Below are 16,907 nucleotides of genomic sequence, written 5' to 3'. Positions count from 1 at the left end.
CGGGTGCTCTCTGGCCGTAGCAACGTCACGCCACCTGCCCTCGTGTGCGAACCTGGGCAACGGACTGCTCATACAACCGTCGATTTCGCTCTTTTAACTGATCTATGACGCTAGGTTGACCTTGAGGTCCCTTGACAAAGAGCCCGCCCCAGGTCGCGGCAACCTTCGCATAGTTCGGATCCTGCATTCGGATTTTCTGAGCTTTGCGCAACAGCCAAAACGGGATGCCCGGTGAAAGGTGATGCTCAAGGTGGTACTCATCCAAATTCTGCCCGAGGATGGCCCGCTCGAGGAAATTTCCTTTCCGATTCCGGGTGAGATAGACGTTCTGCGTCTCGGTTTCGCACATAGGTGAGTGCTCGGCGAGCTCGATAAACCAGCCGAGGATCTGAAACGCGGTGAGATAGGGCACGATCCAAAACAGGACGACGATATGGAGCAGTCCAACAGCATATGACCCGGCCAGGATGCTGATCCAGAAGAGAAAGAAGCCATACTTGTCGATAAGTATGCCTGAGCGGCTCTGATCCTCGACATCTGTGACCGAAAATCGATTCGCCCAAAGATACTTCAGATACGCCACCGTCGCGCCGCCGAAGATCGGCTTCCAGATCATGTTGAAAGCGTACCGCTCCGGAGGCTGCACGTCGTAAACGCCGCTGGCCAGGAAGAACTTCAGGTCGGGGTCCTTATCCGGGTCTCCAAGATAGGGGTGATGCAAATAGACGTGCGAGATCCGATAGGCCCAGTGGCGCTGGAACAAGGGATACGAAGCGAACAGAATGCCCAGGACGTAGTTCCAGGTCGTGTTCTTCGCGAGCGTGCGGTGAGCCGCATCATGAGCGATGGTTGTCAATCCGCGCTGGTAGGCACCAATTAGAAGGACGGCCAGCGGGTAGAGCCACCATGAGACTGACACAGTCGCGAGCGTGCACGCTGTGATGACAGCGTAATCTTTGGCAATATAAGCAGCTCCCGTTATGTTGTCGGGTCTCAGCTCAGAGAGCTGCTTATTGATCTCTCGGCTGAATTGAACGGCCTCGTAGCGTGATGACCTCAATTTCCAAGCATCTGCCTGATTCATGAGAACTTCCTCCTGATCGCCTTGCTGGTTGTCAGATTGCGGAAAGCGCCTTGTCCAGATCGCGCAGGATGTCGTTGACATCTTCGATGCCGACACAAAGCCGGATCGAGCCGCCAAATATGCCGGCGGCTTCGCGCTTTTCCCGCGGGACGGTGGTGTGGGTCGTCGAGACAGGATGGGTCACGAGCGTGCGGGCGTCGCCTACATTCGAAACGTGATACATCAAGTCGACGTTCTGGATGAACTTGCGCCCGGCTTGTTCGTCCTCCACTTCGAACATAACCATCGCCCCGTGTCCGTATGCAACATTGAGTGTCTGTTCGACGACTTCCCGATCGGCGCCTTCAAAGAGCCCCGGGTAGAAGACACGGCGCACTTTAGGATGCTCCTTGAGAACGTCGGCCACGATCCTGGCATTCGCGCAGTGCTGCTTCATGCGAAGTGGCAGCGTTTCAAGCCCCTGGATCAGTTGAAAGCTCGCAAACGGGGCGATCGCCGCGCCGGTATCGCGCAACCAGGTCATGCGAGCCTTAAGGAGAAACTCGCTCTTTCCGAGATCGTCGACATCGCGCACCGCGTTACGCCAGACAATTCCGCCATGCGCATCGTCGGGACGATTGAACAAGGGAAAGCGAGAGGCTCCCCGGTAGCTAAACTCGCCGTTGTCAACGATCAGTCCGCCGAGCGTCGTACCGTGGCCGCAAATATATTTTGTTGCGGAGTACGTCGTAATCGCAGCGCCGAGATCTGACGGCCGGCATACCAGTGGCGTTGTCGTATTGTCCACGACCAAAGGCACGCCGTACTTTCGGCCGATCTCGGCCAGCTGTTTGACGGGGAGCGGAATCAGACAAGGATTCGAAATCACCTCTCCGAACAGGCATATCGTGCGATCATCAATGGCACGTTCAAACGTCTCGGGCTTTCGAGGATCTGCCGTCCTCACGCTGATCCCAAGACGCTTTAATGTGTTGTGGAGCAGGTTCCAGGTATTGCCATATAGATACGGAGAGGCGACGACATTGTCTCCCACTTCGCCACTTGACAGGTTGACGATAGCCAAGAACGTCGCCGCTTGACCTGACGCGACCGCGAGCGAGTCCCTTCCCATATCGACGGCGGCGTAGCGCCTTTCCAGCGCGCGGGTCGTCGGATTGATGATCCTCGTGTAGGTGAACCCGTCGGCCTTGACGTTGTAGACGTCAGCAATGTGGTTTAGATCGCCATCGAGTTCATAAGCCGTATTCTGGTAAATCGGCACTGCGACGGCTTTCGTCACTGCGTCGCGTCGATAGCCCGCATGCAGAACCGCGGTCTCGGCTGAAAACGACAGCTGCGGTTCTCCACCCGTTCGAGCTGGCATCTTTACGCGAGCGCCACATGTCTCTTGGGCCGACATCAGCGGAGCTGACCGACCCTGACTGGAGCGGAAATATGTACGAAATGCGCAGCCCAACTGCACGATCCAGCTGGATTGGATTTCTCCAATGCAACCGATACGGAAACTCCGCGTCGGAAGATGCAGCTTCGAGTAGACGTAAAGGTTGTGGGCTGCCAAGTGGCGGTACAGCCCGTCGAATCCTGCCTGGTCCACGATTCCGGACGGCGCACCGAACGCGACGCAGACCGGCGATTGCAACTCGGTCGACAGCAGCGGCGACACTACTCCTTCGAGTTCTTTGACGAGATCGTCCCTAATCTTCTCATACCTGCGGCGCCTCGCATCAATACCCTCCTCGTGCAGAATCTCCAGGGCCTTTGTCGTTGCCTGAACGATGTGGGTTGGTGGGGTCGATCGCCACTCACCGCTGCGCTCGAGCGAGAGCCATTGATCTCTCACGTCGAGCACAAACGACCTCCGTTCTTGAGCCGCATTCTCGAGCAGCTCGCGAGACGCGATGACAAACGCTACTCCCGGCGGCCCTTCTATGCACTTGTTGCTCGAGGTGACCAGGACGTCAGCTCCTCGCTGGCTCAGATCGATATTAAGGGCACCAAAAGAACTCATCGCGTCGATGATGGTCTTTACGCCACGTCGCCTTGCCTCCTCCACGATCGCGTCCAGCGGATTGACGATTCCGGTTGTCGTCTCGCAATGCACCAAACATAGGTGCGTAACGCCAGGATTTCGGCTCAGATACTCGCCAATTTCTTCAGGATCCAAAGGATCGGTCGCTCGCTTGACGAGCTTCAGCGCTTCGACGCCCCACAGCCGCAAGATTCGTAAAATGCGCTCGCCATAGATGCCGTTTATGCAAACGAGCGGCCTGTCCGCTCGGGACACAAATGAAGAGAGCGCGGCTTCCATTGCAAAAGAGCCGCCTCCCTGAATAGGCACCACCGAATAGTCCTCAGCATTTCCCAACAAGCTGAGCATCAGCCGCCTCATGCAGGCGGTCACTTCCTTGAACTCGCAATCGCGCGATGCGAGATCAAGCTGCATCTGGCTCCTGACCGCCAGCGATAACGACAATGGACCAGGCGTCAGCAAAGAGCGCTGTCTCGTCAAACCATTCCTCCTCAAGTTGTAGTGTCAATTGATCTGGATAACGCCAGCCACCAGGGAGCCCTGTGGCGAGCATCGACTTCCTAGGTCAACAGCTTCGGGCCAAGCGCCATACGCGGGTCCGTTTCGGGTGGGCGTCCGAAACCCCTGCCGGATGGCAACCTCCGTCATCGCAGATGCGGAGCGATCGCTCATAAAGCTCATCACGGATGCCATTCACATCTCCTAGACATTGGCTTTCCGAGCGGGCGCTCGAACGCAGGTGACGCTGACGCGCGATCTCATCCCAACTGTCATCCATGTGCAGACTTAAGCGCCGTCGGCTTCTAGCCGGCGCGAAGCAGTAGGTCGGTGATCCACCTTACGCGGTGGACCTGCTCTATTCAGGCAAACTCGGCGCTAGGAAAGCGATGCAGTCGGATGTCATCGCGCCTGGATGCAGACCATGCCACGACACACTTGATGATCGTTGTCGGCAGCGGCAGTCTGATGCGTGGGCTTGAGACTCGATGCATTCGCACTCCGTCGCTTTTTGGAGGATTTCGGACGCCAATCACTGTCGTTGTCCATTTCGAGATCGTACAACTTGACGTTAGGGGCGTTTCAACCCTCTCCGGGCAGTTTCTCGTGTGAATTTTTCCTGACCGCACTCGCATCGGCCCGCGCAACCGGACGTAGATGGGAGAGTGCGGAGATTCACAGCGAGCTGAAAACAATTTGAGAGTTCGACATCAGGACACTCGGCCTCCGGCTGCGACCGCATACCAGCAGGTAAGGATGGCCCAGTCTTCCCGTTCACGTATTCCTCGCCATACGGCAGATGGAGGTACCGAGCTTCTCCGCCATGCGGCCGAGATCCTCCTCGATAGCTGGTACCTCGAAAGTGTACGCCTCGCCGCACATGACCACCGCTGTCAGGTGTCGTTGCGCTTGAATGAAGCGCCCCTGGCAGGCTGAGGTCGAGTCCGGCTTGAAGGTAATCTGAGCGAGCCTGCGATTGCTGTCGCTTTAGCAACGAACAGTTCGACACCTTTCGGCGAGGCCGTGACGCAGAACATGTCGTCCTGCTTTGCTCGGACCAGGTCGACTCGACCCCAGATGAGTGGCACGTGTGCCTCTGTGAGCGCGATCGTTAGGCTGGCAGCATCTCTCGGTTCTGCACGCGGCTTCGCTGCGCCAAAGTCTCATGGACAATCACCGCCGCGGCGAGCGTGCCGCGGTTGACGGGTTGTCCAAACCGTAAGCCCGAAGTGAACGGAGTTCCATCGCGTCCAGCACTCAATGAGCGCAAGTACCTCGGCAGTGAGGCGGTTTGGTTCGCCGAATCGCACCTCGCAGCCGTTCTGCTCGCGTTGGCCCCTCTCGCGCCTGCTCGTTGATGGCGAGCTCGCGTTCGACGCGGTCTACCGCGGTCGGACAGGTTGACGGTTGACCAGAGCAGATCATCGAGAGATCGTCCTTGTCGCTTGCCGTGGATAAGCTCTCTTGCCATTCGGCCGCGCCATGGCCGCCTTCATGGCGATCAACGACGGCAGGCGGAAGGGAGCAGAACCCGAAGCGCGGCGAAGGTCGGTAGCGCAGCGCGGGATGGCTAAGGTTCGCGGCTGCTTTGTCTCGCAATGCGAAGGCGCGGGTGTAGGCAGGCGTTGTCCGCCGTCGAGCGGCGGGCCACGGAAACAAGCTTGCCGAAAGCCGGCATGGCCGCGACATGAGGGAGTCGTGGTCGACTGCCAAGTTCGGGTTCTGGAAAGCAAGTGTCCACTCGCCGGATGCGGCCAAGCCCAGAAACCGACGCCCCTCATACTGCGCGAGAGATCGAAGCCGGCCGAGACGCTGCTCGGCTTTAACGGGAGCTCGGCGGCACGCGCAGCAAGATGGGCCAAGCGAAAAGTCAACTTACTGGAAGTCGGACTTCCTCTCTGGACTTTGTTGTCACATCGTAGATTCTGATCTGGAGCATGGGACGGCGTTTCTTGAGCTCCTCCGCTCCCGCCCATGCTCCGTCTCTGCTCGCGTACTCGGTTTTGAATTGACCATCCACTTCGAGCACATAACCGGAAGCGGGCAATCGACGAGTGGGTGCGACCATTTTGTTCCTTTAGAGCCAAAAGTCCGATCGCAGGTTCGCCTGAGCTGGATCACCTTGGCCGAGCCTGCGGGATATTGTGCGAATCGACGGTGCGACGCGAGGGACCTCTAACCATCAAGAATTGACCGCGCCATCAAGACATCCACTACTGCTTCCGCTGAATGCTCTAGGGTCTGCTCCATGGTCCTGAGATGAACCTCCGGTGTCGTTGGTGCCTCGTAGCACGAATCGATCCCGCTGAAGTTCTTGATCTTGCCGGATTTCACCTTTGAATACAGGCCTTTTGGGTCCCGCCGCGCGCATTCCTCGAGCGGCGTATCGACAAAGACTTCTATGAACTCTTCCTTTCCAACCAGGCTGCGCACGCTGTCCCGTTCGGCCCTAGTGGGCGAGATGAACGAGCAGATCACGATCAAGCCGCTGTCCGCCATCAACTTGGCAACTTCGCCGACACGCCGGATGTTCTCCACGCGATCCGCCTCCGAGAAGCCGAGGTCCGCGTTCAATCCGTGCCGGAGGTTGTCGCCATCCAGCAGCATGGTATGCCGCGACATCGCAGACAGCTTTTGATCAACAAGGTCGGCAATTGTCGACTTTCCCGCGCCAGACAGGCCAGTGAACCAGATGACGCAAGGCTTCTGATTCTTGAGCGCGGCGCGCACTCTCCTGTCCACGGATAGCGCTTGCCTAGCAATATTGGTGGCCCGCCGTAGCGGAAAGGCAATCATGCCGGCCCCGACCGTACGATTCGTGTAACGATCGATGACGATAAATGATCCGGTCTTTCGATTGAGGTCGTAAGGATCGAATACGGCGGGCGTTGCGGTCACAACATCGCAGAAGGCGATCTCGTTGAGGGAAAGCGTCCCGGCGGCCAGATGCTCACAAGTGTTGACGTCGATTCGATGCCTAATTGTGGTAATGCTGCCAGAAATCGTCTGCGCTCCAATCCGCAGGACGTAATTGCGTCCGGGAGCGAGCGGCTCCTTGTCCATCCAGATCACATAAGCGGCAAGCTGGTCGGCCACCTTCGGTCGGTCGTCCGGTCGCGACAGAATGTCGCCACGACTGATATCGATTTCGTCTTCTAGTGTAATGGTAACCGCATCCCCGGCTTCGGCGGCAACAAGGTCACCATCGTGGGTCACGATCCGCTTGACGCGCGTGGTCCGCCCCGACGCAGCGACAACGATCTCGTCTCCTGTCGAGATCCTCCCGGAAGCCACCGACCCGGCGTAACCCCGAAAATCCGGGTTTGGCCGGTTTACCCATTGGACGGGAAAGCGGAAAGCTTGGGTTGCGGTGCCGGACTGGATGTCAATGCTCTCCAAATGCTCGAGCAGGCAGGGACCATGATACCAGTTGGCATGAGCGGAGCGGTCCACGACGTTGTCGCCGTAGCGGGCCGAGATCGGGATCGGAACAATCGAGGTGAAGCTGAGACCGGCGGCAAAGGCCAGATAGTCACGGGCGATCCGATCGAAGCGCTCCTTGTCATATGCGACAAGATCAATCTTGTTCACTGCCAGCACGACATGACGAATACCGAGCAGCGAGCAGATAAAGGAGTGGCGGCGGGTCTGAACCATCACGCCCTTGCGGGCATCGATCAGGATGATGGCGAGCTGGGCATGCGAGGCGCCGGTAGCCATATTGCGGGTATACTGCTCGTGGCCGGGAGTGTCGGCCACCATGAAGGAGCGCCGCGGCGTCGTGAAGAAGCGGTAGGCGACATCGATCGTGATGCCCTGCTCCCGTTCGGCCTCCAGCCCGTCCACGAGCAGAGCGAAGTCGATGTCATTGCCGGTGCTACCATGCTTGATGCTGTCGCGTTCCAGCGCCGTGAGCTGATCGTGGTAGATCATCTTGCTGTCGTGCAGTAATCGGCCGATCAGCGTCGATTTGCCGTCGTCCACCGAGCCACATGTGATGAATCGCAGCTGATCCTTTGTCCTGGCCGGGACCAGTTCCGTTGCCGGATTCGTAAACATCAAAAGTAGCCTTCTCGCTTCTTCTTCTCCATTGAAGCGGCTTCGTCGGTATCAATTAGGCGACCCTGGCGCTCCGACACAGTCGTAGTCTGCATTTCTGCGACGATATCTTTGATCGTCGTCGCATCGGATTCAATAGCCCCGCTCAAAGGATAACATCCAAGCGTGCGAAAACGGATCATCCGCATTTCCGGCGACTCGTCGCCGTTAAGCGGCAATCGCTGGTCATCGACCATGATCATCGCACCATTTCGACGCACTATCGGTCTTTGTTTTGCGAAGTAGAGCGGAACGACCGGAATCTTCTCAAGCATGATGTATTCCCACACCTCGAGCTCGGTCCAGTTTGACATCGCAAACACGCGCATGGTCTCGCCCTGGCGGATTTGTGTGTTGAACAGGCTCCAGAGCTCCGGCCGCTGGTTACGGGGGTCCCATACGTGTCCGGCCGAACGGAAGGAGAGTATCCGTTCTTTTGCGCGACTCTTTTCCTCATCGCGCCGCGCTCCGCCAAAGGCGGCATCAAATCCATGGAGGTCGAGCGCCTGCTTCAGCGCGTCGGTCTTCATCACCTGGGTATGGAGCGCGGAGCCGGAAGCGATCGGATTGATCCCGCGCGCGATGCCCTCCTTGTTGACATGGACGATCAGGTTGAGGCCGAGTCGCTTGGCTGTCGCGTCCCGGAAGCAGATCATCTCGCGGAACTTCCAGGTGGTGTCAACGTGAAGCAGGGGAAAAGGCAATTTTGCAGGATAGAACGCCTTGATCGCAATGTGCAGCATTACGCTTGAGTCTTTTCCGATCGAGTAAAGCATGACCGGCCTTTTGAACTCGGCGACCACATCACGCATGATTTCAATCGATTCAGCTTCGAGGCGGCGCAGATGTTTCGGTAGCATATGTCTTCTTTTTCGATGCAGGATCTCTGTTCTTCGCCGCTCCATGGCTCCAGGCTGGCGTGGGGATATCCGCCGCTGAAACGACCGGCCAAGACGCATGGCTCAAATAGCTCAACCCCGTTGGACAGGCGACTTGCAGACGCGGGAGCATATCGCATTAGGCCGCTGGTGCCGCCGGCGCCTGCGTCACACTGATCGGGAGATCAGCTCGTGCGAGTCAAGGATCTTGGCTAAATCAACCAGCGTGTTTTGTTCGCAACCATTCAGATCCCCTAGCGGATATTGAGGATTCGCTCAAGCCGAGCGACTTCGCCGCGCAACATCTCGATAGCCGCGTCGCGGTTGCGAATGCCATCCAGCCCCGCAGCTCGATCAGCTTCTGACGCCAACAGCGTCTGTTGCAACTGCTCAGCCATCGTGTGGCCCGGCTCTCCAGCGCGAGATGGGCCGGATAATGCTCCCGCCTTGGTACTTCGCAAATCCCACCAGGTTCGGAATATCTGACGATAAAGTTCGGTTACCTCCCCTCCCCTATCCAGGACTCCGGCTTGCCGTGCATGTACCAGTTCCTGCTCATATCCGAGTTCGAGCAAAAGCTCGGCGCCGACAAGATCGGTCACGGTTTGCATCTCTTCCACGCTCAATTGAGATTGCCATGCCTTGACAGAGCTTTGATCGACGGCGTTTCGTTCCAAGATTTTCCGGTCTCCGAAGCTGCTCGATCGAAGATAATCTGCTGGTCTCATCCCCGCCGATGCGACGGCCGCAGGATCACAGCCGAGCCCCGTCAATAGACGCCGGATCTCCTCGTCCGGATGAGCCACGAGCAGTTCGTACTGGACGAACTGTGTGTGCGGCCGAGTGCGGTGCGCGGTGAGCTTGGGAAGGCCTAGAACTAAATCGGCGAGTGAAGTTATGATGCCGTCGGGCAGACGGAGCATGAGATCGACGAGACTGGAGACGCTGACCGGGTGCGAGCATTCTGCGTGCAGTGGGATGCCCCACGTCGATTTCAGTGAAGCCGCGATGGCATAGGGATTTCGCATCAGAAGGATGTGTGGCGCTTCTGGATAAACAGATTCAAGAAACTCAAGCGCCATCCAATAGCGTGGTGTCTTGTCTAGGATAATGCGCTTGCCCGCTTTTGCCAGATACTGATTATATGCTGCATCGGCGAAAGCGCGGCTGGGGATCGTACGATCTATCCGCCCCAGGAATTCCGAGGTCGCGGCCTCAATCAGTGAGCTACCCGCCGGATGGCGCTGATCCACCCTGCCAAATGATTCAAGCGCCAGCATCAACCAGGGTTCAGGCGAAGCCAGAATGTCTGGATGGTGCTGGAGCAAATGCGCCAGGAGTGTCGTCCCAGACCGTGGAAGACCGAGGAGAAAGCACACCGCAGGCGAATGGCCAAAACCAGCGCTCATCGTTCAGACCTTCGTGCTTGAAAAGTGAACCCTGTCGGCGCTCGCTCGATGGAGCGATACAAAGCCAGCCGCAAAGCGCTAAAACGATAAGAATTTTGTCTGCCACTCATGACTTGAGAACCGTTCAGTTCGATCGATCGGCTGGATTAAAGGACACTGCAATCGCATCCTCGATTGCTCGACAGTTGAAACGAAGTCGCGCGCCAGCTCAATTGCACGAAGTTTGATTGCGGATATGGGAAGGTTGGAACGAACTCTACGGACGTTTGCCGAAGACCGCTCGCGGCACATGGAAGGCTATCACGTATAATCACAAGCTTCCTGTTGCTGAGGCATTGAAAGACGTAAATGCGACATGCACCTCGCTGAGGCTCCGCATACACCAAAGAAGTTCGGCAAAAGAGCGATCAGCTCGGCGAGCGCGGCAAGAGGCAGACCATGACATCTCAGTTGGCAAGGTGCAGCAATCTTGTCAGCGCGTATCGCTCCCGGCGCGACCGTGAATGCTGCCCTTGGTCCGCCAAGACACTGAGCCGTAGCTCCGGCCAGCCTGTTGTATGCCAGCCCATCCGTCCGAACTATACCAAGTATTTGATTTTCCTGCTCTTGGCGCGTTGCCCCTCCCTAATCGGCGCTAAGGAGGCTTGTAAACGATGGAACCTGACTTAAGATGCCTCCGGAGATCCAGCAAGCGCGGTTGGCCGCATCTCTACTGACGGAGACGAGATTGTCCGGCCATTTATGTGGGAGATCAGATCGATCCGTGCGTGTCTCCAAGAACTTGCCAAATTAAAAGCGCTTGGCATCACTCGGCTACGGTGGATGATCCTGATGGCTTTGACCTATTTGGGCAAAAGAAAAGGGTGTACCGTTCAACCTGGTATCTCGATTGATGAACGTCGGCCCTTACTTCGTGACAACCCACTCTAAGCTGCTAGAGAAAAACGGTTTGCTGCGGCTAAGTCCTCCGCAAACGATGCCCGGCGGACAGATGTCGCTGACGGCCAAACGCGCAAGCATCTCGCGACTTTGGAGCAACGACAGGCAGCGCTGGATGAGCTCGCATTTGATGAAAGTGGCGTTGACCGATCAAGCGAGTTCATTCCCAGGGCTGCTACAGTGAAGCTTCGCCTGGAAAGGGCCCGCCCTGGCATTCAGAAGATCAAACGCACGACTGTCAGAAATGGAGCTCGCTAACATGAGTCTCCCATCCTTCGAATATGTCTTGAAGCAGCGCGGTCGAACGTGGTTGTGGTTCGTTCACAACGCCGAGGGCGCTCAGGTGATGACGGGTTCAGGCCGTAACCGCTCGGCCGCCATCTATCAAGCTAACAGAGCGCTTTTTCAATTGCTGTTGAGCGCGCCATGTCGCCTCGGAGCTCGAGCTAGCCAACAGGCTCGGCGAGGTCCGCTTACACCCAAACTTTAGCCTAGCATGAGCTTCGAGGATGCCCCATTCGCGAGTTTGTTTCCATTTGGCTAAAGCGGTCAGCCGATGTGTTCGGCCCAACGCGTAGACTGCTCGTCGAAGCTGAAGAAGCTGATGGCGAACGAATACTAGATTCTGTAGGGGATTCGTGTGCGACGGGTCATCTTCTCAAAGTAACGCGCCTAGGACTGGGCGTTTTGGCCCCATCGCGGGCTAAGACTATGTCTTCACTGGCAATCATACCTTGCAAGCGGCTGTCGAGAGCGCCTTGCAAAAAATGTTTCAAAGATAGGGAGACGATGGAGCCCGTTCCGCGACATTGAACGCCATCCAGCACGTGCGTGAAACACTCTCTCAGCGCGGGTCGGCAAAGCCAATGTGCAATAACGTTTCTATGACCAAAGAGGGCGGCCCGCGAGCCGCCCTACTGCGCTATTAACCAGCGTTGCTGAATTAACGCTGATGCCCGAGTCCGATTCCGAGATTTAAGGCCTTCTGGCGTAGCGCGCCGACGCTGCGTTTGGTCATTTTTGCTATTTTTATGACCGGCGTCCGAGCCTTCGAATGGACTTTGAGCTCTTTGATATCCGCCTTCGTCCACTCGCGCCGCTTAACGCGTTTCTTGGTTGCTTTTTTTACCATGAATGCTCCTTCTGAGTGGAGCGCTTGTAGCATAGTTTTTTCGGAGCGACGACCGTTAAAAACGGACAGTCATCGGAACTCGCGCCAGTTATTAGCTCGGTCATGCTTTCGGAAGACAAGGCGTCTGGACTACTGCACCTGTTGATAAACTTCATACAGACGCTGTGTTGAGAGGCTTCGTTATTGAATGCAGCCCACTCGACGTCTTTCTATTCGAAGCTAAGCAGGACGGTCCGTGATTTGTATATGCCTAGAGCGATCAAACATCGACGCCCTATGATACATCGTGACGGTCTCTTGCTATGGTCACCTCACGGCGATTTAGCGCGCGCTCGTTACTAAGTGCCAGAGCTCCCTCGGGGCGCGAGAGAATATCGATGTCGCCTTCGTGTCCATCGTCCGGGCTCAGCTCAAGGCGTCGAAGCGCATGAAGACATCAGGTCCTCCATCCTCAGGTTGGATGAAGCTATATCATCTCTTGATCGCGGTGAACCGCTTCACATTACCACTAGCCACTGCATTATCTCCGAACTGCACTTGCGCGACCTAATCGGGGTAGGTGGCCATCACCAAGGGATTGAGCGGCAAGCCGTCGGGCTGATAACCCTTGCGCCGGCTCAATCGCTTGCCAAGGAACGCTTTCTGCGCGCACTCGTTGGCAGCTGCTAAGACACCATCAGTGGCTACTCATCTTCGGGCTCTTGCGCGGTCTTCCGCTCAACCTGGCCCTGCATAGCACCCAGATCTAGCAGTTCGAGCCTCTCAAGAGCCTTCCTTCCCTCGTCGGTGATAATCCAGCACCCGGCCTCTCGCTCGACCAGCCTTTGGCCGAAAATATCGAGTTGCGGCGCGCGGCTCGCGATGCGCTTCATACGCGCCGGCCACTCTGGGCCGCTGCTGTAATAGATCGCCAAATACTGTTTAACGACTTCGATGCTCGCCCGTCCGTGCGGCTGGCCGGCAAGTATCTTCAGTATGGACAGCTGAAAACTCACGCGCGCACGCCATCGAGTCGAGGAAAAGCTCCATAATACTTATCCTGCGCGAAGCCGGCAGCGCCGTGCGCCGTTTTTTCAAAAGAAACCTTGCGTCATAAGCCTATTGAAGCAGGATACCCACCTGCCGTCGACGACGACCTGGGATTACTTCATCGCCAGCGCACAACGGCTTCGCCGTAAGCAAGGTTCTCAACGGCATCGGCGACATCCGGCCCAGAGCGTTTTGAAGCATGGGTCAGCGCAGGCGACCGCGTTGGCTGAGCTGTGACGAGGTCTCGCCCGCCGTCTTTGATCGATTTGAGATCAAACTACGTCGGTGGTACCCGCGCTGTTGCACATCTTGCCGAATGACATCGCTCACTGAACGCACCGCCCGCTTCTTTTTCTTCCAACTGCCGTCCAACCCCGCGGGGATCGCAAACCCTCGCGGAACGACCAAAAGATCGCGTCTTTCGTTCAAATAAATATCGAACATGTCGTCCTCGTTTGACACGAGCGTAGATCGCCGGTCTATACATTTGGTGACATCGAAGCAACTGTTGCGCTCAAAGACTCTACGCGAGTGTTCTGCAGAATTCGCCTGTACTTGAGCGTGCCTGGGGCAATCCCGCTGCTCCTTCACGTGCTCCGCATCGCCGAGAATACAGGCGCCGTCGGACGCCTTATTATCGCAAACAGATCCTCTTACGTGTCGTGAGACAACCGCCCTCCGACTTGACGCCAGCATCACCAGTTGTACTCGAGCCGACGGTCGACGCGGGCCTCTCGGGGATCACGCTTACATTACAGATTGACCCACGTTTCAATTCGCGAACTTCCCGCACCAAAGTCAGGCTAACCAGCCCATACCGGCGGCAATGCAGGCGGGGTTCGAAGCTCTATCACATCGGCGAAGACCGTCCAATCGCGCACACTCTTTTGCTTGCAGAAATCGGCCTCAGCCTGTTGTGCAGCAGCACTCAGTGAGGCAGCATCGACCCTGAACGCTGCCTGACATGCACGATGTTCGTGGCCGGTATCGTCACAAACGGTCCTAATGAACCGAACATTAAATGAAGGCATGACACGCTCTTCTTGTGGGTTTCCTGATTCACCATTCTGCCTACTCGCGCCACAGGCGTATTTGATCTGCGTCAAGCAGCATCCCAAGAGGTTGTCCGCTGCTTCATTGAGTACTGTTGAGACTTTGGCATCGCCGCCCGAGCGCTCCCGTTGTCCCGCAGACCACGCGACATCTATTTGTCCAGCTTCGCGGATCGCACTCTGTTGTGAGCTGCGGGATAACGCGTTCTGGTCTGCTCATGCCCTCGAGCAAGGAAATTGTGTCGCCGATGGCTCGAGGAATGTCTCGAACAGACGATTGAGTGCGGCATGCGCCGTCACGCCTCAAATGCGGGCTATTGATCACGATCGATCCGACCCAACCGCTTGCAATATGGAGATTCGAGAGGCCGTGAACTTTACACGCGGTACTTTGTGGTCTCAGGAGGCATCGCCGCAAACACCAGGTCATTGCGCCAGTCACCGGCCAAAGCCATTTCTGACGCGCGCCGGCGGCCGCGGCTATCGATGGTGAAACCTACGCGCACGTGATCGTGGGCCATGCGGCGGACCGCCTCGATCTCGCTTCTGACGGTCCATGCTGCGGCCGCGACAGCAAAGCCGACGACCACGCTTGCCGCAGCAGACGTTTCCATGAGCCCAGGCTTCAGGACCTTCAGCGCCAAAGCCCATTTCTGGGATCTGCCCGGCAAGGCCACCGACAATGCGAGGCAAGCGATCAATCGACGATCTGCTTGCCGGCTACCGCAGCGCCGGGACAAATGCTGTCGTGGCCTATTCGAGCGTGCGGATCAAATCAACCAGGCTATATGCTTACGTGTTTGCAGACGAACGCGAGGCCGCGGTGGATCGCTCGACTTGGGACATGTCGCCTGCCAATGAGGCCTATGCGGCTCGCAGCCGCAGCTCGAGCTCGGCCATTCTGGACGTGCATCAGCTCTTTTTGACCTGTATCAATGCAGCGGCGACTGCCTGCTGATAGAAGTAAGCTTCCTGTCCAAGATCACACACATGGCAGAAGACATGGTGCGCCATCATCTTTTCATGTCCAGATACCGGCGACCCAGTTCAAGGAGCGCTGCCGGATGTACCCAAGCCGCGTGCCGATGAGTGCACACAAGAACCTCCGCCGCGTGCTAGGCGTCCACTTCATCGGCCCGCGGGCGGGCGCGATGATCGGTGCCGAGCGAAGCCCGGTTTATCCGAATGGTGTCAAGCGGGTTCCGGCGGCTTCCGGTTCTCGGGGATGCCGCCCCGCTCACAAGCGGCGCGGCTGACGTCATCACAACCGAGCGACCCACGCTGCCGACGTGGGAAGGAGATTTCCCACGAACGAGGGATGTTCGACATGACAGACCACAGAGACATTCGTCTCGACGCAGGTCAGGCTGCCGGGGCGGAAGTCCAGTTAAACTTCCGCAGAACAGCGGTTAATACGAGCCGCCGACGTCTTGAGCCGATCCACGTTGATTTGACCGAAGCCCGGGAGTTGCTTCGCAGCGCCAATCCTAATATCTCAGCTGGCGAGCCGATCATGTCCCGGCACGATAGGTTAAACGGCGCCACGGCCGACAAAAGCCCGGCCGCGACTGACGCAATCGAGACCGCGCCGCCTCGGCAATATTGCGCTGAGCCTGCTCGCGGCGGCCAAGCCATCTCGTGCGAAGTGTTCAGAAGGTTGCCTGAATTTGTCAGCCAGCAGCGATGAACACCGTGCAAGATCTACTGGCGACCTGACGTGGGAGCGGCTCGAAACGGCGCCGCCCTTGAATCGGGATCTGGAGATTGCCGTGATCGAGGGTAATACCATTCACCGGGTGGTCTTTCCTTGCCGGCGGGCCTTCAGCGGCTGGATCAATGCCACGACCGGAGAACACATAGCCGTGCAGCCGACGCACTGGCGCATATGGCCCAGATAGCTGCGGCCATCCCGCGCAATACATTGGTGTGAGTTGAAGCGCGTTCTGCTCCGGTGGCCTCTCGTGGGAAACAATGAAAAGTCGATCGAATGATAGCGTCTCCCAGGAAAGATGTCCGACCACGTCTGGTAAGCCTACGGCGCTGCCGCGGCCGCCGCCGCGCTAGCTCTCATGCTCTGCCTGGCGCTATATCCATATGTTCATGACCTCGCGTTCATGAACATCTACCTTCCAGTGCTCGTTTTGGCGCTTTCGTCGCGGCTGCGGCCCAGGCTAACGTCACTCCCCTGTTCTGCAGCCTTATGATCGGCGTGGCCTTTCCTGTGAAGGGCCTAATCCCGCAGCCATGATCGATACCCCGGAATTCGCGGGCGCCATGATCGTGATTGAGAAGAGGATTATTCGCTCGTTCAGCGCCTTAGCAGTTCGTTTACTTGGTTGCTCTCACGTGGTCGGAATGAATGTATCGAGGTTGAGGCCGCAGCTCTACCGCGTCGAGCACGGGCGCTACATCGAACGTTGTCTGACCAACGGCGAGCGGCACATCATTGGCATCGGCCGCATCGTGGTCGGCGAACGAAGCGACGGCTCGATCTCCGTCGGTGAGGCCAAAGTGCGCACCGAACGGTTCTTCACCGGTTTCATCCGAAACCTCACCGAGGCGGGCGCAGGGACGGCGGTTGGAAGAGCTACAATCTGAACTCGTGCACGTGTCGCGACCGACCGGCATAGGTGAGATGGCATCGTCTATTGCCAGTGAGATCAACCGGCCGGTCTCCGCAATTACAAACTGCATGTGGGACACAAAGGCTCCGCTCGCGCGCACCGCGCTGGACGCCAACTGCAATGGCGATGCACTCG

The 16,907-nt window shown here is 57.4% G+C and carries 13 protein-coding genes; 3 read left to right on the top strand and 10 right to left on the bottom strand.

All coding sequences use genetic code 11. The annotated features are described in order from the left end of the window. Positions 1-25: 25 nt before the first annotated feature. The 10 genes from rtxC to AC5V87_RS08995 form a co-directional block, all read right to left on the bottom strand. Entirely contained in the window at positions 26-1,084 is a 1,059-nt protein-coding gene (rtxC, locus tag AC5V87_RS09040; RefSeq protein ID WP_495370708.1) for a dhydrorhizobitoxine desaturase, read from the bottom strand. 31 nt (positions 1,085-1,115) lie between these two features. After that, on the bottom strand, positions 1,116-3,527 hold the full coding sequence (locus AC5V87_RS09035) for a 2-aminoethylphosphonate--pyruvate transaminase (protein WP_495370707.1): 2,412 nt from the start codon (positions 3,525-3,527) through the stop codon (positions 1,116-1,118). A gap of 2,259 nt (positions 3,528-5,786) precedes the next feature. Further along, complete coding sequence (gene cysN, locus AC5V87_RS09030; RefSeq protein ID WP_495370706.1) at positions 5,787-7,670, bottom strand: sulfate adenylyltransferase subunit CysN; 1,884 nt, start codon at positions 7,668-7,670, stop codon at positions 5,787-5,789. Continuing rightward, positions 7,670-8,569 (bottom strand): sulfate adenylyltransferase subunit CysD, encoded by a 900-nt coding sequence (cysD, locus tag AC5V87_RS09025; RefSeq protein WP_495370705.1) that lies wholly within the window; start codon positions 8,567-8,569, stop codon positions 7,670-7,672. Before cysD ends, cysN begins: the two co-directional genes overlap by 1 nt. Before the next feature lie 272 nt (positions 8,570-8,841). Next, a complete protein-coding gene (gene noeE, locus AC5V87_RS09020; RefSeq protein ID WP_495370704.1) occupies positions 8,842-9,996 on the bottom strand; it encodes a nodulation protein NoeE in 1,155 nt (384 codons plus the stop codon). A gap of 1,882 nt (positions 9,997-11,878) precedes the next feature. Further along, positions 11,879-12,067: a hypothetical protein gene (locus AC5V87_RS09015; protein WP_126261845.1), complete on the bottom strand. Its 189-nt coding sequence runs from the start codon at positions 12,065-12,067 to the stop codon at positions 11,879-11,881. 683 nt (positions 12,068-12,750) lie between these two features. Then, on the bottom strand, positions 12,751-13,062 hold the full coding sequence (locus AC5V87_RS09010) for a hypothetical protein (RefSeq protein ID WP_235884902.1): 312 nt from the start codon (positions 13,060-13,062) through the stop codon (positions 12,751-12,753). Between the two features lie 238 nt (positions 13,063-13,300). Next, positions 13,301-13,540, bottom strand: a complete 240-nt coding sequence (locus AC5V87_RS09005) for a hypothetical protein (RefSeq protein WP_495370703.1) — start codon at positions 13,538-13,540, stop codon at positions 13,301-13,303. Positions 13,541-13,899: 359 nt separating this feature from the next. Further along, positions 13,900-14,202, bottom strand: a complete 303-nt coding sequence (locus AC5V87_RS09000; protein ID WP_495370702.1) for a hypothetical protein — start codon at positions 14,200-14,202, stop codon at positions 13,900-13,902. A 323-nt stretch (positions 14,203-14,525) separates the two neighbouring features. Beyond that, a complete protein-coding gene (locus AC5V87_RS08995) occupies positions 14,526-14,792 on the bottom strand; it encodes a hypothetical protein (RefSeq protein ID WP_495370701.1) in 267 nt (88 codons plus the stop codon). 38 nt (positions 14,793-14,830) lie between these two features. On the opposite strand from AC5V87_RS08995, the gene AC5V87_RS08990 reads away from it, so the two are divergent. The 3 genes from AC5V87_RS08990 (at position 14,831) to AC5V87_RS08980 (ending at position 16,746) form a co-directional block, all read left to right on the top strand. Further along, complete coding sequence (locus AC5V87_RS08990; protein ID WP_495370700.1) at positions 14,831-15,106, top strand: hypothetical protein; 276 nt, start codon at positions 14,831-14,833, stop codon at positions 15,104-15,106. Between the two features lie 360 nt (positions 15,107-15,466). Beyond that, entirely contained in the window at positions 15,467-15,835 is a 369-nt protein-coding gene (locus AC5V87_RS08985; RefSeq protein WP_495370699.1) for a hypothetical protein, read from the top strand. Between the two features lie 557 nt (positions 15,836-16,392). Beyond that, complete coding sequence (locus AC5V87_RS08980) at positions 16,393-16,746, top strand: PAS domain S-box protein (RefSeq protein WP_495370698.1); 354 nt, start codon at positions 16,393-16,395, stop codon at positions 16,744-16,746. Positions 16,747-16,907 lie beyond the last annotated feature (161 nt).

This window comes from Bradyrhizobium sp. SOJA106, assembly GCF_059448745.1.
This window is presented reverse-complemented; position numbering and strand designations above follow the sequence as displayed.